The 19,764-nt window shown below is 41.3% G+C and carries 18 protein-coding genes; 8 read left to right on the top strand and 10 right to left on the bottom strand.

What is annotated here, in order from left to right; genetic code table 11:
• The first annotated feature begins 30 nt into the window (after nt 1-30).
• Together CCS02_RS08480 and CCS02_RS08475 are read left to right on the top strand one after the other, a co-directional pair.
• The gene (locus CCS02_RS08480; RefSeq protein ID WP_100636340.1) at nt 31-1,404 is read left to right on the top strand and encodes a short-chain fatty acid transporter; all 1,374 of its coding nucleotides are present in this window, start codon (nt 31-33) and stop codon (nt 1,402-1,404) included.
• Between the two features lie 367 nt (nt 1,405-1,771).
• Complete coding sequence (locus CCS02_RS08475) at nt 1,772-2,713, top strand: lipid A deacylase LpxR family protein (protein WP_232728847.1); 942 nt, start codon at nt 1,772-1,774, stop codon at nt 2,711-2,713.
• Between the two features lie 126 nt (nt 2,714-2,839).
• Here the strand turns inward: CCS02_RS08475 and CCS02_RS08470 are convergent, their stop codons facing one another.
• The 9 genes from CCS02_RS08470 to CCS02_RS08430 all read right to left on the bottom strand — a co-directional run bounded on the left by CCS02_RS08470 (nt 2,840) and on the right by CCS02_RS08430 (nt 12,786).
• Nucleotides 2,840-3,970, bottom strand: a complete 1,131-nt coding sequence (locus CCS02_RS08470) for an NAD(P)-dependent alcohol dehydrogenase (RefSeq protein ID WP_072838236.1) — start codon at nt 3,968-3,970, stop codon at nt 2,840-2,842.
• Between the two features lie 63 nt (nt 3,971-4,033).
• On the bottom strand, nt 4,034-5,503 hold the full coding sequence (locus tag CCS02_RS08465) for a benzaldehyde dehydrogenase (protein WP_100636338.1): 1,470 nt from the start codon (nt 5,501-5,503) through the stop codon (nt 4,034-4,036).
• Nucleotides 5,504-5,520: 17 nt separating this feature from the next.
• Nucleotides 5,521-6,696, bottom strand: coding sequence for a benzoate/H(+) symporter BenE family transporter (locus CCS02_RS08460; RefSeq protein WP_100636337.1), 1,176 nt, complete (start codon nt 6,694-6,696; stop codon nt 5,521-5,523).
• A 43-nt stretch (nt 6,697-6,739) separates the two neighbouring features.
• Complete coding sequence (locus CCS02_RS08455; protein WP_072838233.1) at nt 6,740-7,132, bottom strand: RidA family protein; 393 nt, start codon at nt 7,130-7,132, stop codon at nt 6,740-6,742.
• A gap of 85 nt (nt 7,133-7,217) precedes the next feature.
• The gene (locus CCS02_RS08450) at nt 7,218-8,003 is read right to left on the bottom strand and encodes a 1,6-dihydroxycyclohexa-2,4-diene-1-carboxylate dehydrogenase (RefSeq protein WP_100636336.1); all 786 of its coding nucleotides are present in this window, start codon (nt 8,001-8,003) and stop codon (nt 7,218-7,220) included.
• A gap of 11 nt (nt 8,004-8,014) precedes the next feature.
• A complete protein-coding gene (gene benC / locus CCS02_RS08445; protein WP_100636335.1) occupies nt 8,015-9,031 on the bottom strand; it encodes a benzoate 1,2-dioxygenase electron transfer component BenC in 1,017 nt (338 codons plus the stop codon).
• A 101-nt stretch (nt 9,032-9,132) separates the two neighbouring features.
• A complete protein-coding gene (gene benB / locus CCS02_RS08440) occupies nt 9,133-9,627 on the bottom strand; it encodes a benzoate 1,2-dioxygenase small subunit (protein ID WP_100187548.1) in 495 nt (164 codons plus the stop codon).
• Between the two features lie 10 nt (nt 9,628-9,637).
• The gene (gene benA / locus CCS02_RS08435) at nt 9,638-10,984 is read right to left on the bottom strand and encodes a benzoate 1,2-dioxygenase large subunit (RefSeq protein ID WP_100636334.1); all 1,347 of its coding nucleotides are present in this window, start codon (nt 10,982-10,984) and stop codon (nt 9,638-9,640) included.
• A 257-nt stretch (nt 10,985-11,241) separates the two neighbouring features.
• A complete protein-coding gene (locus CCS02_RS08430; protein WP_100636333.1) occupies nt 11,242-12,786 on the bottom strand; it encodes a methyl-accepting chemotaxis protein in 1,545 nt (514 codons plus the stop codon).
• Nucleotides 12,787-13,004: 218 nt separating this feature from the next.
• On the opposite strand from CCS02_RS08430, the gene CCS02_RS08425 reads away from it, so the two are divergent.
• From CCS02_RS08425 to CCS02_RS08400, 6 genes are all read left to right on the top strand, one after another.
• Entirely contained in the window at nt 13,005-14,180 is a 1,176-nt protein-coding gene (locus tag CCS02_RS08425) for an ABC transporter substrate-binding protein (protein ID WP_100636332.1), read from the top strand.
• A gap of 90 nt (nt 14,181-14,270) precedes the next feature.
• Nucleotides 14,271-15,134 (top strand): branched-chain amino acid ABC transporter permease, encoded by an 864-nt coding sequence (locus CCS02_RS08420; RefSeq protein WP_072838226.1) that lies wholly within the window; start codon nt 14,271-14,273, stop codon nt 15,132-15,134.
• A gap of 15 nt (nt 15,135-15,149) precedes the next feature.
• Entirely contained in the window at nt 15,150-16,118 is a 969-nt protein-coding gene (locus CCS02_RS08415; RefSeq protein WP_072838225.1) for a branched-chain amino acid ABC transporter permease, read from the top strand.
• Entirely contained in the window at nt 16,108-16,869 is a 762-nt protein-coding gene (locus tag CCS02_RS08410; RefSeq protein WP_100187542.1) for an ABC transporter ATP-binding protein, read from the top strand. Before CCS02_RS08415 ends, CCS02_RS08410 begins: the two co-directional genes overlap by 11 nt.
• Complete coding sequence (locus tag CCS02_RS08405) at nt 16,869-17,579, top strand: ABC transporter ATP-binding protein (RefSeq protein ID WP_100636331.1); 711 nt, start codon at nt 16,869-16,871, stop codon at nt 17,577-17,579. The genes CCS02_RS08410 and CCS02_RS08405 overlap by 1 nt, the downstream gene beginning before the upstream one ends.
• 195 nt (nt 17,580-17,774) lie before the next feature.
• Nucleotides 17,775-18,584: an IclR family transcriptional regulator gene (locus CCS02_RS08400; protein WP_072838222.1), complete on the top strand. Its 810-nt coding sequence runs from the start codon at nt 17,775-17,777 to the stop codon at nt 18,582-18,584.
• 54 nt (nt 18,585-18,638) lie between these two features.
• Here the strand turns inward: CCS02_RS08400 and CCS02_RS08395 are convergent, their stop codons facing one another.
• Nucleotides 18,639-19,601: an AraC family transcriptional regulator gene (locus CCS02_RS08395; protein ID WP_072838221.1), complete on the bottom strand. Its 963-nt coding sequence runs from the start codon at nt 19,599-19,601 to the stop codon at nt 18,639-18,641.
• Nucleotides 19,602-19,764: the final 163 nt, after the last annotated feature.

Raw genomic sequence — 19,764 nt, 5'->3', positions numbered from 1 at the left:
ATAAAAAATATAAAAAACAGGATAAAACTGATGAATACTCTCGAACAAAAACAAACAGGTTTACAAAAAGTAAGCCAATTCTTCGTTACTCTGTTGCAGCGCTATCTTCCTGATCCTTTCATTTTTGCCATCGTTTTAACTTTCGCCGTGTTTTTATTGGTTATGCCTAGTACCGAGCAGGGACCAATGCAAGTGGTAAACGCGTGGGCAGGTGGGTTTTGGAACTTGCTTAGCTTCTCTATGCAGATGGCAATGGTGGTTGTGACGGGACATGCTATGGCCAGTGCACCAGCGTTTAAGCGCAAGCTAGCCATGTTGGCTGGTGTTGCGAAAACACCAGGGCAAGCGATTATCTTGGTGACCGTTATCAGTGCGATGGCATGCTGGGTTAACTGGGGTTTTGGCTTAGTAGTAGGTGCTATCTTTGCTAAAGAAATTGCTGCTCGTGTAAAGGGGGTTGATTACCGTTTATTGATTGCTTCTGCTTACAGCGGTTTTTTGTTTTGGCATGGCGGGTTGTCTGGCTCTATTCCATTGTCTATTGCTGGTGGGGCGAATATTTCGAAAGTCACCAATGGCGCGGTGACCGGTCCTATTCCAACTTCTGAGACTATTTTCTCAACGATGAACCTAACTATTTTGGCGGTTATGTTTATCACGATTCCATTATTGAATCGTTTGATGCATCCCGCACCACAAGACACGGTTACTATTGACGCTGAATTATTAAAAGAGCAGGTCGTCGATACCCCAAATAAAGCTGATATGAGTCCGGCAGAACGTCTTGAAAATAGCCGTGTTTTGTCATTGCTTCTAGGTGTAATGGGCTTTGCTTATATTATTTATTACTTTGTGAATAATGGTTTTGCACTGAACTTAAACGTCGTTAACTTTACCTTCTTGTTTTCGGCTGTTTTACTACATGGAACACCAAAGAGTTTGTTGAGCTCGGTTTCTCAAGGTGCGCGTAACTGTTCTGGTATTTTGCTGCAATTTCCATTCTATGCTGGGATCATGGGGATGATGACAGCAACGGGTGATTCTGGTGCATCATTAGCTGGTGTGATTTCTCAGGCGTTTGTGTCTATCTCTAATGAAACGACTTTTCCGCTGTTCACTTTCTTGAGTGCAGGTATTGTTAACTTTTTTGTTCCTTCCGGTGGTGGTCAGTGGGCGGTACAAGCGCCAATCATGATGCCAGCGGGCGCTGCATTGGGTGTTGATGCCGCGAAAACTGCCATGGCGATTGCTTGGGGTGATGCATGGACAAACATGATTCAACCATTCTGGGCATTGCCAGCATTAGCAATTGCTGGGCTTGGTGCAAAAGACGTAATGGGTTATTGCTTGATGGCCTTGATCGGTTCTGGAGTGATTATTTCACTAGGTTTTTTGATTTTTTAAGAGATATCACTTAGCTAAGTTCCTAAGTTCGTCTGCCATTTTTCCTATTTGGCATTCTATATAGAAACCTCTGTCTGGAAATGCCCGACAGAGGTTTTTGTACTTTCACATCTCCTATTTTTTGATGGCTTGTAAAAGTGCACAAAAGAATCGTATTCATAAGGGTTTCCTCACCAATTGTTCTTTTATGATTAAATTGTTATAGATGTAATCTAATGCAGTTTTTGCACCAAGATCTCTTTATAATTTCCCTTTTTTATACTAACAAAGCAGGTGAGTAATGGGCGGGCAGTGCGGTGCAGTTTCTAATAATCAAAAAGGGCTTATAAGATTACGGAAATGTTTTATAGGCTTTTGTTGGATTTTTATGCTGCCAGCTTATGCTGATGTTAACTGGATGTCTGCAACACTAGACAACGACTTTTTTGTCAATGAAGACAACGGTTATACCAATGGTATATATGTCTCATTCTTCGAGATTAGTGACGATGCTCAATCCATTCAGCAACCTGTTTTTTGGGTTAAGCCATTATTGTGGAGTATGCCTAATGAAAACGTTAAAACGTCAGTTAATATCTATAGTGCAGGCCAAACGTTAACTACGCCATATGATATTGAAGAAAAGGTCCCAGCTGAAGGAACTTTCCCTTATTCCGCTCTATTAAGTTTTACGAATACTTATATTTCCGTGACTCCAAATTATGCAGATAGAGTCAGCACGACTTTAGGTGTTGTTGGTCCTATTGCAATGGGTGAGCAAACACAAAAAGCAGTGCATCGAGTCATTAGTGCTAAAACCCCAAGGGGCTGGGATACACAATTAAAAAACGAGGTTGTGTTTGAGTTATCCAGAGGACGAACTTGGCGAGCATGGGTAGCGGATAATGGTAGAACTGATGTTTTGTCTGGCGCAAATGCGAGTATTGGTACCTTACGAAGTGGAGTAAATACTGGGATTATGTTGCGTTATGGACAGAACCTTGATGATTCTTATGCCACAGTATTATTAGCGGAATCTAGAACATCTAACCCAATTGCTGTTAACGAAGGTTGGTTTGTTTTTGCAGGAGTTGAAGTAGGTTATACATTTAATCAAATATTTACCGATGGTAATACCTTCCGCAATAGTCGATCTATAGACTATAACCACAACAGTAATTCGTTTACCACTGGCTTGACTTACTCTTGGGGTGATATGGCTTTGGCTTTTGCTATTAATTCACCATTTAGTATTGATGGTGATAAGAATGACAGGGAAATGGATAAATTTACGCGTTATGGAACACTAACGTTTTCATGGCAAATTTAATTATGTTTGATTTTATTGCTGTAGAGGCTATCTCTAAAACTTAGTTGTCCTTGTTTGAATTGATAGATAATAAAAGTATCCTTGCCAATCACAAGGATACTTTTTATGGCCTTTAGATATTTGCCATTAAACGTGGTCAGAAATGCGAATAATGGGTTTTAATGTAATCCCTTTTTCGCTGTCTTCTGCAGCCTGATTGATGTCTTCAAAAGCATAAAATTTAACTAGCTTATCGAAGGCAAATCGGCCTTGTAGATAGAGTTCCACTAATTGCGGGATGAATATTTTTGTTGTGGAGTCACCTTCTACAACACCACGAATGGATTTACCATTAAGCAGTAGGTCATTCACGTCAAAGCTGGCGTCTGTTCCTAATGCAGGTGCGCCAACAACGCCTATTGTACCCAGAGACCCAAGGGCGTCGATGCCTTGACGTAGTACAGCAGGTATGCCGGTAGACTCAAGCGCAAATTTGGCACCATTTCCTGTGATTTCTTTTACTCGTTCGACAGCATTTTCTTCTTTACTGTTGATGACATGAGTCGCTCCAAGTTCTTTCGCAAGCTCTAATCTAGAAGGAACGACATCTACTGCGATGATGGTCGTTGCGCCAGCAACTTGAGCGGCGAGTACTGCCGACAAACCAACAGCACCAGCTCCAAAAGTGACGAAACTGCTACCGGGGCTGACTTTTAGCGAATTAATTACCGCTCCTGCACCCGTTTGAATACCGCAACCCAGTGGCCCAAGTAACTCAAGAGGTGCTTTTTTTGAGACCTTTATGGTATTGCTTTCAAGGCTTAATGCGTAGGTAGAAAAAGAGGATTGGGCGAAGAAGTGATCATGTAATGGTTCGCCTTTGGCATCTTGAATAGCCGATTTTCCTTCCATGTCGCCACCACCGAAGTTTCTTGGGTAGAACTCTTGGCAATAAGATTCATGACCTGTATGACAGGAATTACATTGCGAACAATAGCCGTAAGTCAAAACAACGTGATCTCCAACAGCGATGTTTTTTACTAAAGGTCCTACTGCTTCTACAACACCTGATCCTTCATGACCAAGAATTGCAGGTAAAGGTACTGGGTAATACTGATCGCGTACAATCATGTCCGTATGACACATGCCCGTAGCAACGATTTTAACAAGTACTTCATCTGCCTTAGGTGCTCTGATTTGCGCTTTTTCTATAGTAAAAGGCGCACCTTTTGAGCGAGTGACGGCGGCGGTTATTTGAGTGAATTGTGTATCAGTCATATTAAGCTTCCTTTTTTATTATTGATAATTCTAATGGTTGTTGATGACTCTAATTGTTACTCATTAAAGGGGGTATTGTGGCGCTTCGCCTTTTAACGTTAGCCATTGCCATTGCGTAAATTCTTCCCAGTTCGCAGGACCACCAATACTGGTTCCATTACCAGATGCGCCAACACCACCAAATGGGTTAATAATTTCATCGTTTACTGTTTGATCATTTATGTGTAATAGCCCTGTTTGTAAACGCTCACCTAGTGCTAATGCTCTGCCAACATCTCGCGAAATAATGGCTGCAGACAAGCCAAATTCAGTATCATTAGCCAGTTCTATTGCTTCTGCGTCAGTATCGAAAGGGACTAAAATTGCCACAGGCCCAAATACTTCTTCAATAAAAGCAGGGTTATCTTGTTTTACATCGCTAAGGACCGTGGCCTCAAAAAATAAACCATTGTAGTTTCCTCCAACTTCCAATGTTGCTCCTGCTTTGACGGCTGCTTTAACAAGATTCGCGGCATGGTCCCGTTGCTGTTCATTGATTAATGGACCCAATGCAACTTGCTCCGTGGCAGGATTTCCTGCAGGTAGGTTTTTCGCTTTTTCAATCATCATAGCTTTGAACCTGTCGTAAATTTTGCGCTGTACCAAGACTCGACCGGTAGACATGCAAATTTGCCCTTGGTGTAAATAAACCCCCCATGTGGCATTGGCTAATGCAATATCTAAATCAGCATCATCAAGAATAATGAGTGAGTTTTTACCACCTAGTTCCAATGAGACTTTTTTAAGGTGTTTGCCAGCTGCTTCGCCAACTTTACGACCGGCGGGAGTTGAACCGGTAAATTGAATCATTGCTACATTAGGATCAGCCACTAATGCGGCACCTGCAGCGCCATCACCAGGAAGAACAGATAGAACTCCTTTAGGTAAACCTGCTAATTCAAAAATACGTGCAATCACAAATCCACCTGAAATAGCGGTGCGAGGATCAGGCTTTAATACGACACTATTACCCAAGGCAATGGCTGGAGCGACAGCACGCATAGCCAAATACAGTGGGAAATTAAAGGGAGAGATAACACCAACTACGCCTAGGGGCTTTCTTCTTGCAATACTAAGTCGGCCAGCGCTAGATGGGAGAACTTGCCCGTGGCTTTGAGATGGTAGACCAGCACTTTCAATTAGAGACTTGATGGTAAAACCCAGTTCAGCTTGAGCTTTAGGTCCTATTGAGCCGCTTTCTTTTATTAACCAGTCTACGATTTCATCTGAATGTTGCTCTGCGATACTAATGGCTTTTCGCAAGATGCTCGCGCGTTCATCATAATGTAGGTCTGCCCATTTTCTTTGCGCTTGTCGAGCTTCTTGGCAGGCTTGTTGGATTAAAACTTCATCAGCCATGGCTATATGGCCGAGAGATTTTCCTGTGGCGGGTTCAACGACTGAGCTTAATGCTTTTGCAGGGCGGCTCCATTCACCAGTAAAAAGTGCTTCATTCCATAACGGAGCAGGTAAGAATTCTGTAGTGGTTGTCATAGTTTACCTCATTGTTTTTATTTATTTTTTTTGAACTTCCTTAGACCTATTAGTAGCCCATAGGCTCCCGTACCTAGTACCACGCCCCAAAAGGCTGATCCTATACCGAATAGCTGAATACCAGAGGCAGTTGTCATAAACGTAATAGCAGCTGCATCAATATTAGACTTATCCTCTAAAGCAAGAGTAAGGCTATTAAATATGGCTCCGAGAAGAGCCAACCCTGCGATAATAGCAATCATTTGTGCAGGGAAAGTGGTGAAAAATAGAACAATGCTACCTGCGAAAATACCACCAATTAAATAAAATACACCATTAAAAATACCTGCTATGTAGCGTTTATTTGGATCTGGATGGGCATCTGGACTGGTGCAAATAGGCGCAGTAATCGCAGCTATAACAGTGGTTATACCTCCAAAAAAAGCGATAGGAATGGAGACTAGCCCAAGTACACTGATAACTGGGCGAGTAGGCACTTGATAATTAAATGTTTTTAAAATAGTAAAACCCGGTAAGAACTGACCTGTAAGACTAACAATAACGAGGGGAAGCGCTAGGCTTAAAGTTGATGACCAGCTCCACTGTGGTGATATCCAAATAGGTGATGCCAATTGCCATGTAAAATGGCTGAAATCAGCATGTAAAACCGTAATAGATAAAAAGCTACCTAGGGAAACTAATAACATTAAATAATAGGTTTTACTGATGGCTTTAAAAACAACAAAACCAATGAGCATCGAAACCGTCAAAATTGGAATACTGTTGAACGACTGAAAGGCAGAAATACCAAAGTTGAATAGAATTCCCGCCATCATAGCAGCTGCGACGCTCTTCGGAATCCAATGGATGACTTTGTCAAACCATCCACTTATGCCAATGAAAAAGATAATAATGGCAGCCGTTATATACGCTCCAATAGCTTCATTTAAACTAAGGTTTGGAAACAGGGTCACAAGTAAAGCGGTACCCGGTGCAGACCAAGCAGTAATAATCGGTACTCGAAAATAGATGCTAAGGGCAATACTACTGATCGCAGCGCCAATCGATATGGCGAAAACCCATGATGTCATCATCTCTGGTGAAATATTAGCGCTGTTAGCTGCTTGGAAAAAAATCGCCAGTGGACCTGAGTAAGATACAAGCACAGCAACCAATCCAGCAGTGATAGTTGAAAGGTGTAAATCTTTTAGCATCCTATCGTCTCCTTCACAGGACTTCTAAAGCCTATTGTTTCGGTTACCCTTTTACAGCTATGGCCTTAACTTCTAGGAAATACCCAGGAATACCGCACAGAGATGCCGCCCCAATAGCTGTCCAAGCAGGTAGACAATCACCAAAATAAAGATTACGAACTTCCATATAGAGCGGAAGATCCCTCATGTCAGTGTGGTAGCTGGTGACTTCGACAACATCGTTAAAACTCATTTTTGCTGTGTTTAATACTGCTTTCATATTTTCAAAGCATTGAATGAATTGTTGGCGTTTGTCTTCAACGAGTTGTCGCTCTGAATTGCGTCCGATTTGACCCGCAATATAAAGAGTACTACCGACTAAGACGCCTGGAGCATAGCCGATTTCATCACGAACGAATTCCATGCCTTTAGGTACAATAGCTTTACGAGTTGTCATTTTTATTACCTTACAAAGTTTGTGTTAGGGATAAATTTACAATGAGTCACAACCAGCCAGCAGAAATATGACTGGTTGTGATGAACTAACCTAAATCACCACCGCCAACGGGAAGAAGCGTGCCTGTGAGGTAGGACGATTCGTCACTCGCGAAGAATAAAATAACATCGGCTTGCTCTTCGGTTGAGCTATAACGATGCATTAAAGATGAATCGATAGTTTGGTCGACAATTTCTTGATACCAAGCTTTTTCCTGTTCTGTCATAACCTCTTGGTTGCGTGGTATTTTTCGCTCACCAACGTCTGTACCGCCTGGGGCCACTGCGTTAACGCGAATACCATATTTAGCATTTTCAAATGCTAAAGAGGCCGTCATGGCATTAACGCCTCCCTTAGCTGCAGCGTAGGGAACTCGGTTTATACTGCGAGTAGCGATTGAAGACACATTGACTATGTTGCCAAATTTTTGTTTTTGCATAGTGTCTAGTACTGCATGACAACACCATAAAGTAGGGAAGAGTGAACGTCGTATTTCTGCTTCAATTTGCGCTTCTTTATAGTGCTCAAACGGTTTTGCCCAAATAGTGCCACCCACATTGTTGATCAAAATATCAATGCGGCCGAATTTCTCTACAGCTGAGGCCATGGCGTTGTGACTGTCTGTAAATTTCTCTAAATCAGCGATGATGACTAACACATCTTTTGCGCCTGCAGCTTTAGCCTCTTCAGCTACGTCATAAACTAGCTCTGATCGATCAAGTAATACTAACGTGGCATGTTCCTTTGCCATTTGCAGCGCTACTTGGCGACCAATACTTTGTGCCGATCCAGTAATAACTGCCACCTTATTTTCGAAACGTAGTGCTCTCATTTTGTTCTTCCTTAATGGCTGCTAGCGGCGAATTTTTCATAGTAAAAATTAACAGGTGTGATGTTTTTTTCTTTCATGAATTGACTCACTGCTTCTACCATAGGCGGCGGTCCACATAGATAGATATCCAGATCGCCATCATTCAAATGAGACGGCGTAATATGTTGAGTCACATAGCCTTTTTGTGGCCAGTTACTTTCTTCTGAAGCGACACATGTGCTAAAAGTGACCTGTTCTATTGTTGCAGTCAGGGCTTCTAGCTTTTCTATCTCTACTAAATCCGCATCATGGGTAACGCCATAGATGAGATGAACTGGTTGGTTTGTTCCTATGGCTTTAATTCTTTCTAGCATGGCAAGAAAAGGGGCTAATCCGGTGCCTCCAGCTAACATTAAAATTGGGCGTTTGATATCACGTAAATAGAAGCTGCCAAATGGACCACTCAAGGTGATATTGTCACCTACCTTTGCTGTTTCTGTCATAAACGTGCTCATGAGGCCGTTTGGCACCACACGTATTAGAAAGGATGCAGAGTCATTGCTTTCTTGAACTAGAGAGCTAAAAGAATAGGCGCGTTTTAGGTCTGTTCCTGGCACATGGACATTGACATATTGGCCGGGTAAGAAGTTCATCGACTTCACTTGATCGCCCGCAATGCTAAAGCTGAGGGTTGAATCCGATAGGCGGTTAATATCGGAAATCGTGCCTTTGACATCTTCTTGTTGGCTGCGGACACAAACTTCGGAAGAGGCCGGAACCGAAATAGCGCAATCGGATTCTAATCGCATGCAGCAAGTTAATACCATTCCTGCTTCTGCTTCTTCATCTGATAAGGCGTCTTCTATATAGCCTTCCATTTCAAATTGACCTGACTCAGATTTGCATTTGCAGGTACCACAAGCACCATCGCGGCAATCCATCGGAATGTTTAAGCCAGAGCGATAAGCTGCGTCAGCAACCGTTTCTCCCGGAAGTGTTTGCACAAAACGGGTGACACCGTCTTCAAAATTCAGTGCGATTTTATACATAGAAATCACCTTGAGCCCCTTTATGGGGCGGCTTTTTATTATTTTTTATCTAAAAAGAAAAAATGTAGTTGGCTGAAATTAACTTGAAGTACACAACATAATTAAACGTGGTAAACATCAATCACGTGGTGGATATAATCATTTACCAAGATGATTTTCTTACGCTTGATTTGTATTTGACCTTCGGCATTTTTGACTAAGGTGACAAAAGTGGTACCAAAGTAAGTGTCTACTGTTTTGTATCTGTAGCTGTTTGTGCTCCAGTTATAGCGAACCGCTGTACTTTCTTCCGAGTTTTGCATGATCTCAATATTGCTGATCATGTGACTGGTTCTGGCTTCAGGTAGGCTTGATGCACTGGAACGTTCGGTTTTGATCCGAAAAACACGATCTTCTAGACCACCTTTGTGGGCGTAGTACATTAGAGAAACTTCTCTGTGCGGGTCGGTAACAAGCTCACCATCGTCATCCCAACTTGGCATCCAATAATCCACATCAGGGTGATAATAGGTCAGCCAGTCATCCCATTTTTTGTCATCAAGACAGCGAGCTTCGGCATACAAGAAATTACGTACTTCATCATATTGAATTGTCATGGTGTGCTCCTTATTGCTGCTCTTTATCTTTTTGAAGGGCGTTTGTCATCACGTCTACCCAATATTGATGCTGGACTTTGAATAGACCCTCATCTTCAGATTTCCTACCACTTAAAAGAGGGGTTAAATGTATCTTTTGAGCGGCTTCATCTGGGCCTTGCACCCAGTGTTCAGCGCCACGAGAAAGATCATTCCAAGGAAGATCAGTACCAAGAAAGCCTTCTTGGCAAGAACGAAACTCTTCTAAATCGTCTGGTGTTGCCATGCCTGAAGCGTTAAAGAAATCTTCGTATTGGCGAATACGTTGAGCACGAGCTACATCACTTTCACCTTTAGGTGCAATGCAATAGATAGTCACTTCGGTTTTGTTGACGGAGATAGGACGGAAGACACGAATTTGAGAGCTGAATTGATCCATCAAAAAGACATTAGGGTATAAGCATAAATTACGTAGGTTAGAGATCATCCAGTCGGCACGCTCTACACCAAAGTCTTTTTCTAGCTCAGCGCGACGTTCTGCTAATGGACGATCTTCTGGGTTAGGCCAGCGCATCCATAATAAAATATGACCATGTTCAAAAGCATAGAAGCCGCCTTGTTGTTTGTTCCAAGTGCTCGCGTCCATGGCTTTGGTTTCATCGGCAACAGCACCTAATTTGCGGCGTGCAGTCGTTGCGACATAGTTCCAATGCACGGAAGATACATGATAACCATCGGCACCATTCTCGGCTTGAACTTTCCAGTTGCCATCATAAACATAAGTGGAAGAGCCTCTTAGCACCTCTAAACCTTGGGGGGATTGGTCGACAATCATATCTATTATTTTTGCCGCTTCGCCTAGATGTTCTGTAAGTGGTTTAACATCAGGATTGATACTGCCAAATAAGAAGCCTCGATAGGATTCAAAACGAGCAACTTTCTTAAGATTATGCGAGCCATCACAGTTAAAGGAAGAAGGATAGCCAGCGTCTGTGGCGTCTTTTACCTTAATAAGCTTGCCTGAGTTGTTAAAGCTCCAGCCATGGAAGGGGCAGGTCATCACTGACTTGTTACCTTTTTTCGTACGGCAAAGCATTGCGCCTCTGTGGCTACAAGCATTAATAAAACAATTTAGTTCGTCGTCTTTGTTGCGAGTAATAAAAATGGGTTGGCGGCCCATATAACCGGTGAAAAAATCATTCTTATTAGGGATTTGGCTTTCATGAGCCAGATAGATCCAGTTGCCTTCAAAAATGTGTTTCATTTCAAGGTCAAACAGTTCTGGATCGGTAAACATATCTCGACGAGCTCGATAAAGACCTTTGTCCGTATCGACTTCCATCATACTTTTTATTTTTGTAATGAGTTCGTTATGCATTGTAATGCCCTCCTGATTTATAAACAGATTAGGCTTTGAGACTATTAGTCACTATCCAGCTTGTGTTTTTCTTTATCCTTTATCTGCAAAAAAACACTTAGATAAGAAGGACTTTTCTGATGTTATCGATAGAAGTAGGGGGAATAGCTAAGATCTAAAAAAGCTGCTTTCATTGGAAGTGGAAAGCAGCCAGATAGTCATATGAGGGCGGTAGGAGTAAACGTTAGTTAGATAAAGGTGGTATTTTGTCCATCAAATTAATGATTTAAATAGACACCACAGCCCATAAAAGCGTTATTTCTTAACTTTGTAATATAGAGAAGTTTACTAGCAACTTGGTCTGTTTGTGGATTTACAAATCGAAACTGGTAGGACTTTGTGTCCTTTGATTTTGCAACCTTTATCATGTCTTGTACCATTAATCGGCCGTCAGCATCTTTGGCATTATAAAGGTTTTTACCTACTAATTCTGGGTTTGCTCCGTATGCTAATACTTCGCCACTAAAGGTAATAGCAACGATAAATAGTTCTCCATAAATGAAGCCACCATTAGGATCAGCAAAATCACAGAAGGCTTTTTCTTCCCCGTGTTTTTCTATGTGCTCATAGGCTTTGTTAAGTAAGTTTTCAGCATCTTGTGGATGGAAAAGGCGGAATTCGCCAATAGTTGCTTTGGCAAGTTTAGAGAAATTAGAAAGCTTGGTAACCGCACTGAGGTTTGAATGTACATCTTTACGACTTTCGTCCATTGCTGAAACAATGTGCTGCAAAGTTTCAGAAAGCCCGACGGCGGTATTTTTTTGTTCGGTCGTTGTATGGTTAATGTTTTGTACCTCTTTTGCTACTCGCTCTATTTGTTCAACAATGTTTTTTAACGCTTGCTCTGAAAAAGTCGCTTCCTGTTTTGCTTGCTGAGTAGCTTGTTCACTTGCGGACATGTTTGTTAATGCATTTTGTAGTTCAGATTGCATTGCGCCCACTGTTTGGCTTATTTGTTCTGTCGCATTCGCTGTTTCTGTGGCGAGCTTACGAACCTCGTCAGAGACAACAGCAAAGCCCCGTCCATGTTCGCCAGCTCTTGCTGCCTCTATGGCTGCATTAAGTGCTAATAAATTGGTCTGTGAAGCAATGCCTTTGATTAATTCTACGATCTGATTAATCTCATCATTGCGTTTACCAAGCTTATTCATAGTGGCTGCACAGAGGTTAACAATGTCGGAAATTTTATTAATAGACATGAGGTTTTTCTGAATAGTTTCTTGTCCTTCACCTGCCACTTTCATGGCCTGCGTTGCATTTTGGGTAGCAATATTACAGATTTGTGCGACATCTAAAGCGGTGGCCGACAGTTCCTCACTTGCGGCCGCTGAGGTAGTTAATTGGTCGCCTACATTATCAATATTGTGAACTAGATTTTCTGAGTTCTTTTGCAGTAACTGTGCGGATATAGACACATTGACCGTTCCTTCAGAGAGATACACTAAGGTATTTTTTAGACGATCAGAGAATGCACTGATCGACGCCGAAATGCTGTTGTCGGTGAGCTTTTTTTTATCAATTTTTACTGTGAAATCACCATTGGATAAGGCTGTAGTCATTGCTCTTAAGTCGTCCGGTGGATTTCGAGATCGTGATTGAATGTTTGATTTTAATGGGTAAATAGATAAAAAAATTAAAATGATGGCTAATCCAAATGTCATTTGCATCAGCAAAGATGACGCTTCATTTGTGGCCAAATTGATACCCAAAAAGAAGCAAAGCACAACACAAAGTACAGGAGTAAGGACGTTAATTTTAGTCATAGATATTCTCGATAAGGTCGTTTTTATTTTTTTTTACCTTAGCTCAGTCGTTAATCAAATCGCAATGCTTTGTAATATAAATTTCCACATTTAATAAATGTGAAGTTTTGTCTAGTTGCATTTTTTGGACATAGTTCTGCATCTATTGGCTATTGTTATTGCTTGGCCTTCTCTTTAATCGATAACGTTTATTAATAAATGCTATGTAGAGGCCTAGAATGAAAAATAAAAATAAGATTCTGAATACTGCTTTATTGGGAATGTCACTGGTAAGTCTCAGCACCACTCTGGTTGCTGCCGAGCAGGATCCTATTAAAGTGGGCGTCATGTTGCCCTTTAGTGGCGTCTATGGTGGTTTAGGTGAAGCTACTAGAAATGGACTGAAAATGGCTTTACAAGAACACGCTGCGGATCTGCAGGGGCGTAAAATTGAATTCATTGAAATGGATACGGAGGCAAAACCTTCCCGAGCTCCTGAAATAGCGAATTCCTTGTTAAATAAATCTCATGCCGATTTTATTATTGGTCCGGTGCATTCAGGCGTTGCGATGGGGATGATCAAAGTATTGAAAGATAAAGATACGATTATGATTATTCCGAATGCTGGGGTAAATGCAGCAACAGGACCATTGTGTGCGCCTAATATTTTCCGTACTTCTTTTTCCGCTTGGCAGCCTTCTTATCCGATGGGCAAAGTCGCTTTAGAACAAGGCTTCAAAAAAGTTGTTACTTTAAGTTGGAACTACGGTTTTGGCCAAGAAAGTCTTGATGCATTTGAAGAGTCCTTTACGTCAGGTGGAGGCGAGATAGTTAAAAAAATGCTGGTCCCTTTCCCTAAAACTGAATTTCAATCTTATTTATCTGAAATCGGGTCTATTCAACCAGATGCTGTCTTTGTGTTTTTTGCAGGTGGCGGAGCGGTGAAGTTTGTTAAAGACTATGATGCGATGGGGTTGAAAGGAAAAATTCCGTTGCTTGGTGCTGGTTTCTTAACGGAGGGAACGCTTGAGGCTCAAGGTGATTCAGCTGAAGGCATACTTACTACGCTTCATTATGCAGACCCTCTTAAAAATGAAGAAAATCAAACATTCCGACGTGCTTATGCCGACAAGTTCGGTAAGCCGTCTGACTTATACGCTGTGCAGGGTTACGATACAGGTCTGATGATTGCCAGTGCAGTAAAAGCACTTAATGGTGATATCAGTGATCAGAAAGCGCTGATCCACGCCCTAGAAAACACTAAGGTGAAAAGCCCTCGCGGTGACTTCACTTTCTCTAAAGCCCATAATCCAATTCAAAATATTTATCTTCGTCGTGTTGAAAATGGTGAAAACCAAGTAGTGAAACTAGCAGCCTCTGCTCTTGAAGATCCGGCCCGCGGTTGTTCAATGTAAGTTTCTCTGGTTGTTTGCGCTTCTTTAGATTGCATTTTGATAGTTATCTAAAGAAGCGAATTTTTTCTTCTTAACGTCGTAGGTTTTCTAATGGATAGCACACTTTTTATCGTGCAGCTGATCAATGGTCTTCAGTATGGGCTGTTACTCTTTTTGATCGCTTCTGGTCTCACATTAGTGTTTGGCGTCATGGGTATTTTGAATTTGGCCCATGGCTCTATGTTTATGGTGGGAGCCTATCTTGCTTGGTATTTTGTTCAGCAAACGGGCAGCTTTGCTTTTAGTGCGGTGATTTCAGCCGTTATTGCTTTATTAATCGGCTTTCTAGTCGAACGGACACTGATTCGTCAGTTATATCGCCGTAATCATCTTGATCAGGTTTTACTCACCATAGGCATGATTTTTGTCTTTAACGCGCTGCAGGGTTTGTTGTGGGGCAATGATCCGTTAGGCGTAGATGTGCCGCAAGCATTGTCTGCCTCTATTCCTCTTGCTGGAATTATTGAGTATCCGGTTTATCGCATTTTCGTCGCTGTGTTCTGTGTCGTTGTTGCGGGTGTTATGTATTACGTAATCAGTAAAACACGCTTAGGGATGTTAATTCGCGCAGGTGAATCTAATCGCGAAATGGTCGAATGTTTAGGAATAGATATTAGCCGACTTTATACCATTGTCTTTGCGATTGGGGTGATGTTGTCTGCTGTTGCGGGTGTGGTGGCGGCACCGATTAGCTCTATTGTTCCTGGTATGGGCGAGCATATCTTGATCACCTGTTTTGTGGTGGTAGTTATTGGCGGAATGGGATCGATTAAAGGCGCATTCATTGGTGCGCTGATGGTAGGACTGGTGGATACGTTTGCATCAGTTTTAGTCCCCGAACTTTCTAGCATGATGATTTATATTTTCATGGCCTTCATTCTTTTATTAAAGCCTCAAGGTTTGTTTTCTTCTTAATTTGGAGGTGTGGTTATGTTGTTAAATAAACGGGCCGAGCGGCTGTTTGTATGGATATTTTTTCCTTTAGCTTTGTTAATGCCGATGTTTCTTGAGCAAAATGAGTATTACGTTAATAAGCTAACGACCATCATGATTTTATCAATATTTGTCATGTCACTAGATTATCTTGTTGGCAAGTGTGGATTGATTACATTGGGTCACGCTATGTTTTATGGCTTAGGTGGCTATATTTTTGTGATGATCGCGCCTGAGTACGAAGCGGTTAATTTTTGGATATATACTTTTTATATTTGTGCGATTTCTGCCACGGTCGCCTTTGTTATTGGTTTTTTAGTGTTACGCACCAATGGCATTTATATGATTATGATTACCCTCGCGTTTGCGCAAATGACTTTTTATTACTTTTCTGACTCCATTGATTTTGGTGGTACTGATGGCGTCTTTGTTTATGTTAAGCCTGAGACCAGCATATTTGGATTAAGCTTATTTGATCTGGATAATCCAACACACTTTTATTACCTCTGTTTGTTTTCTTTGTTTAATACTTTGCTCTTTTTTAAAGTTCTAATTCGTTCTCGATTTGGTCGTCTTGTGGATGCAATTCATGAGAATCCTGGACGCACTGTGGCGCTAGGTTACAACATTTTTATCTACCGTTTAGTTAGTTATGTTGTTGCGTCAGCGTTGGGTGCCTACGCTGGGTATTTATTTACTTTACAGTACGGCTTTGTAAACCCTTCGATGTTGTCTTGGACAACCTCGGGTACCGCACTTGTTATGTCGATTTTAGGTGGAATGGGCAGTATCTATGGGGCGATTTTAGGAACGTTGGTATATGAAGGTTTGCATTATTCATTAGAGCATTTAACCGAACATTGGCTGCTCTTTATGGGAGGGCTGATTATTTTGATGGTGATGGTATTTAAGAAGGGGATTGCTGGCTTCTTAGAAGATCTTTTGGAGAAACGTGATGGAAAATAATGTCATTCTAGAAACAGAAGGTTTATGTAAATACTGGGGTGGATTGAAGGCTTTAGATGATCTGTCTTTAGCGTTTCATGATAACCAGCTACACGGTATCGTGGGCCCAAATGGCGCAGGAAAAAGCACGCTATTGAATATGCTATGTGGTCATTATAAACCGACAAGTGGCAAGATCCTTCATCGAGGAGAATCGATTAGTTCGATAAAGCCTTATGAATTTGCTCGTCGTGGCATTGGACGAAGCTTTCAAAAAACCAATATTTATAGCAATTCTACGTGTCTGGAAAATTGTTGCGTGGCTGTACAGCGCTTGATGGGCGGCAGCTTTAATTTCTTTCGTTCACGATATTCCCAGAAAATGCTCGACGAGATTGCCACGCAAGCTTTGGAAAAAGTAGGGCTTGGACAGCGACGCGATCATATCGCCTCACAGATAAGCTATGGTGAGCAAAGGCAGCTTGAGATCGCCATGGTATTAGCAACTTCGCCAGAGGTTTTATTGCTTGATGAACCGATGGCTGGTATGGGGCATGAAGAGTCACAGTTAATTATCGATTTACTTAGTCGTCTAAAAAAAGAGTATTGCATTGTTTTAGTTGAGCACGATATGGATGCCATTTTTGAGTTATCGGATCAATTGACTGTGATGGTTGACGGGCAGCATTTGGTGACAGGAAGTGTGGATGAAGTAAGAGATGATCCGCGTGTAAAAGAAGCCTATCTTGGGCAAGGTGATGAGGTGTATTGATGAGTAATCTATTAGAAGTAAAAAGTCTTCATAGTTTGTATGGTGAAAGTCATGTGTTACACGGCGTTAGCTTTTCGTTAGATTCAGGCCAAGCCCTTAGTTTGATGGGGCGAAATGGCATGGGAAAAACCACCACCTTGAAGTCTATTTTGGGGCTAGTGACACCTAGAAGTGGCACGGTTTCGTTTAAGGGTGAGAACATTACCAATTTAGCCACTTGGCAGCGGATGAAACGAGACATTGCTTATGTCCCAGAAGGTCGAGGAATGTTTCATAACTTAACGGTTAAAGAGCACTTGCAGGTGGCAGCTCGCGCGAATAACCAAGGCGAAAAAACTTGGGACTATGATCGCGTACTTGATACGTTTCCACGTCTAAAAGAACGACTTTCAAATTTAGGCACACAATTATCTGGTGGTGAGCAGCAAATGTTAGCGATAGGCCGAGCTCTAGTGACCAACCCAGAATTGTTGATTTTAGATGAAGCAACAGAAGGGCTTGCGCCACTCATTCGCAAAGAAATTTGGGAAGTGATCCGCACGATAAAAGAAAGCGGTATATCGACCATTATTGTCGACAAGAACATTCAAGTTTTACAAAAGCTTTGTGATCGTCATGTGGTACTTGTGAAGGGGAAAGTCGTAATGAACCTTGACGTAGAGCAACTACAATCTAACTTAGCCCAAGTTGAAGGTTATTTAGGCGTGTAATGGCTTTATCCGTCTTCTGTCAGTCAGACAATATGACTATACTGATGTGTTTAAGTTACGCATGACAAGGAACGCGCTGTAGTTTGTTCTATTAACTGCAATCTAATTAACGGAATTCTGGCTCTTAGAGCCAGGCGTTTACACGCTTCTTTGTCATGACAGTACTGCTTTTATGTTTTTATAGGTGTATATCGGATGTCTGAGACAACGGAAATGAAACAAGATAGTACGCGTCAAGGAATTGGTTCTTTGGAAATTGGTTTAAGAATTCTAAATATTATTGCTCAATCTCCTAAGCCTCCAACTTTAAAAAGCTTATCCGATCAGCTGTCTCACTCACCAAGCCGCTTGCATAAGTATCTTGTTAGTCTATTAAGAATGGAATACATCACTCAAATAAATGGCAGTCAATATGCTTTGGGAAAGGCCAGTTTGACCTTAGGCATAGCATCAATTAAAAAAATAGATCCAATCAAGCAAGCGTTGGAAGCCGTGGAGCGTTTATCTGAGGAAACGGATAAAACAGTATCTGTGACTATTTGGAATGGTTACGCGCCATTGGTTATTAAATGGTTAGATGCGAGTCAGCAAATTGCAGTGAATGTGAGATTAGGCACTGAACTCTCACCGTTTTTTTCTGTTTCTGGGCGTATTTTTCTAGCCAATCTGCCTTTGGCTAGACGATTAAAACTGGTAGAAGACTTTTATTCAGATTTACCTGCAAAACCTCGCTTTCAGGGAAAGCCGCTGAATCAAGAAGCCTTTAATGAGCATTTAGATGCAATCAAAGAAAGTAATCTTTGTACATTTTCTGGCGATTTCCTACCGGATATCAATGTAATTGGTAGTGGTATTTATGACATCAATGGCAATGTATCTTCTGTTATCAGCCTAATGGGAATGGCTAATGACTGTTGCACTAAAGTAAATAGCTTATACCCAAGATTGGTCAAAGAGTACGCGAATAAAGTGACTGAAGAAATATGTGGTGCGGCTTCTTTTTAAGTCTTGTTTTTTGACCATGGAATAGGAAATCCCTTCCTTATCCACGGATTTTATTTATCGACGCTTTAGTGTTTCCGAAGGCAACTCTGCGAACATTTTTCGGTAATCAGACGAAAAGCGTCCAAGGTGGGAAAAACCATAATCCAGCGCAATTTCAGTGACGTTACGTATGTCACTATTCATGATAATTTCTTTTCTTAAGTGTTTAAGCTTAGATTGCTTGATGAAGACTTTTGGAGTGATGTGGTAGTGCTTGGCGAATAGGTTGTAGACTTTTCTGATACTGATATGGGCCACATTTGCTAACTCTTCTACATCAATATCCTCTTTGATATTTTCTTCAATATGTTTGAGTAATGCATTGAAATTGCGATCGTTCAAGTCTGAGTCTAAGAGGGCAGGGGTATTATTGTCGAATTGTTGAAATAGCTTGCGAATAAGTAGGTCGCGATAAGGTAATTGCATTTGCAATAAATCGAGTTCAGCGTCATTTGCTTCGTGCAAAATAGCTCCCATCAAGCTAAGAAATCCCAAAGACTTATCTAATTCAATAACCTTCCTTTCAAATAAAATTCCAGAGCTTGAAATAACCCTGTTTTGCTCCAGACACAAATCTCTAATAAAGGCTTGTGGAACTTTGACAATGATTTTTTCACAATCTGCAGAATAGGAAATATCCATTTTTTCGTGTGGGTTCATCATCAAAGCTTGGCCTGGCTTTAGCAATAAAGACTCTTCTTCAAATTGCCAGCAACATTGACCATGAGTGACGACTTGAAAGTGGTAAATGTCATTTAAATCAGCACAGTGAATTTTAACTTCGTTACCATAATGGATTGAAGATAATCCTAATTCGGCAAAATCTCGATGTTTTAGCTGGGAGCAGAATTCGTCTGAATCCTTAACAGACTCAGACAGCAAAGTATGATGTCCAATGTGGCTGTTTATGTAATCTGATACTTCTAGCGGATGAGCCTGATTAAAAATAACGGCATTGCTTAGGGCATTAGTAAACATAGTTGACGACCATTTTTGTAATTATTATTAGTTTGTTTATATTAGGTGAACTTTGTAGAGCTAGCAACGCCTAATTTTTAGTCAATGTTTTTAGTTTCTTAACGAGTTATAAATGAGCATTTTGAGTCTATTTTTAACACTTTATTGGCGTGCACAGCAGCCG

It is taken from the genome of Marinomonas sp. ef1 (assembly GCF_002806845.1).
Classification (GTDB): domain Bacteria; phylum Pseudomonadota; class Gammaproteobacteria; order Pseudomonadales; family Marinomonadaceae; genus Marinomonas; species Marinomonas polaris.
This window is presented reverse-complemented; position numbering and strand designations above follow the sequence as displayed.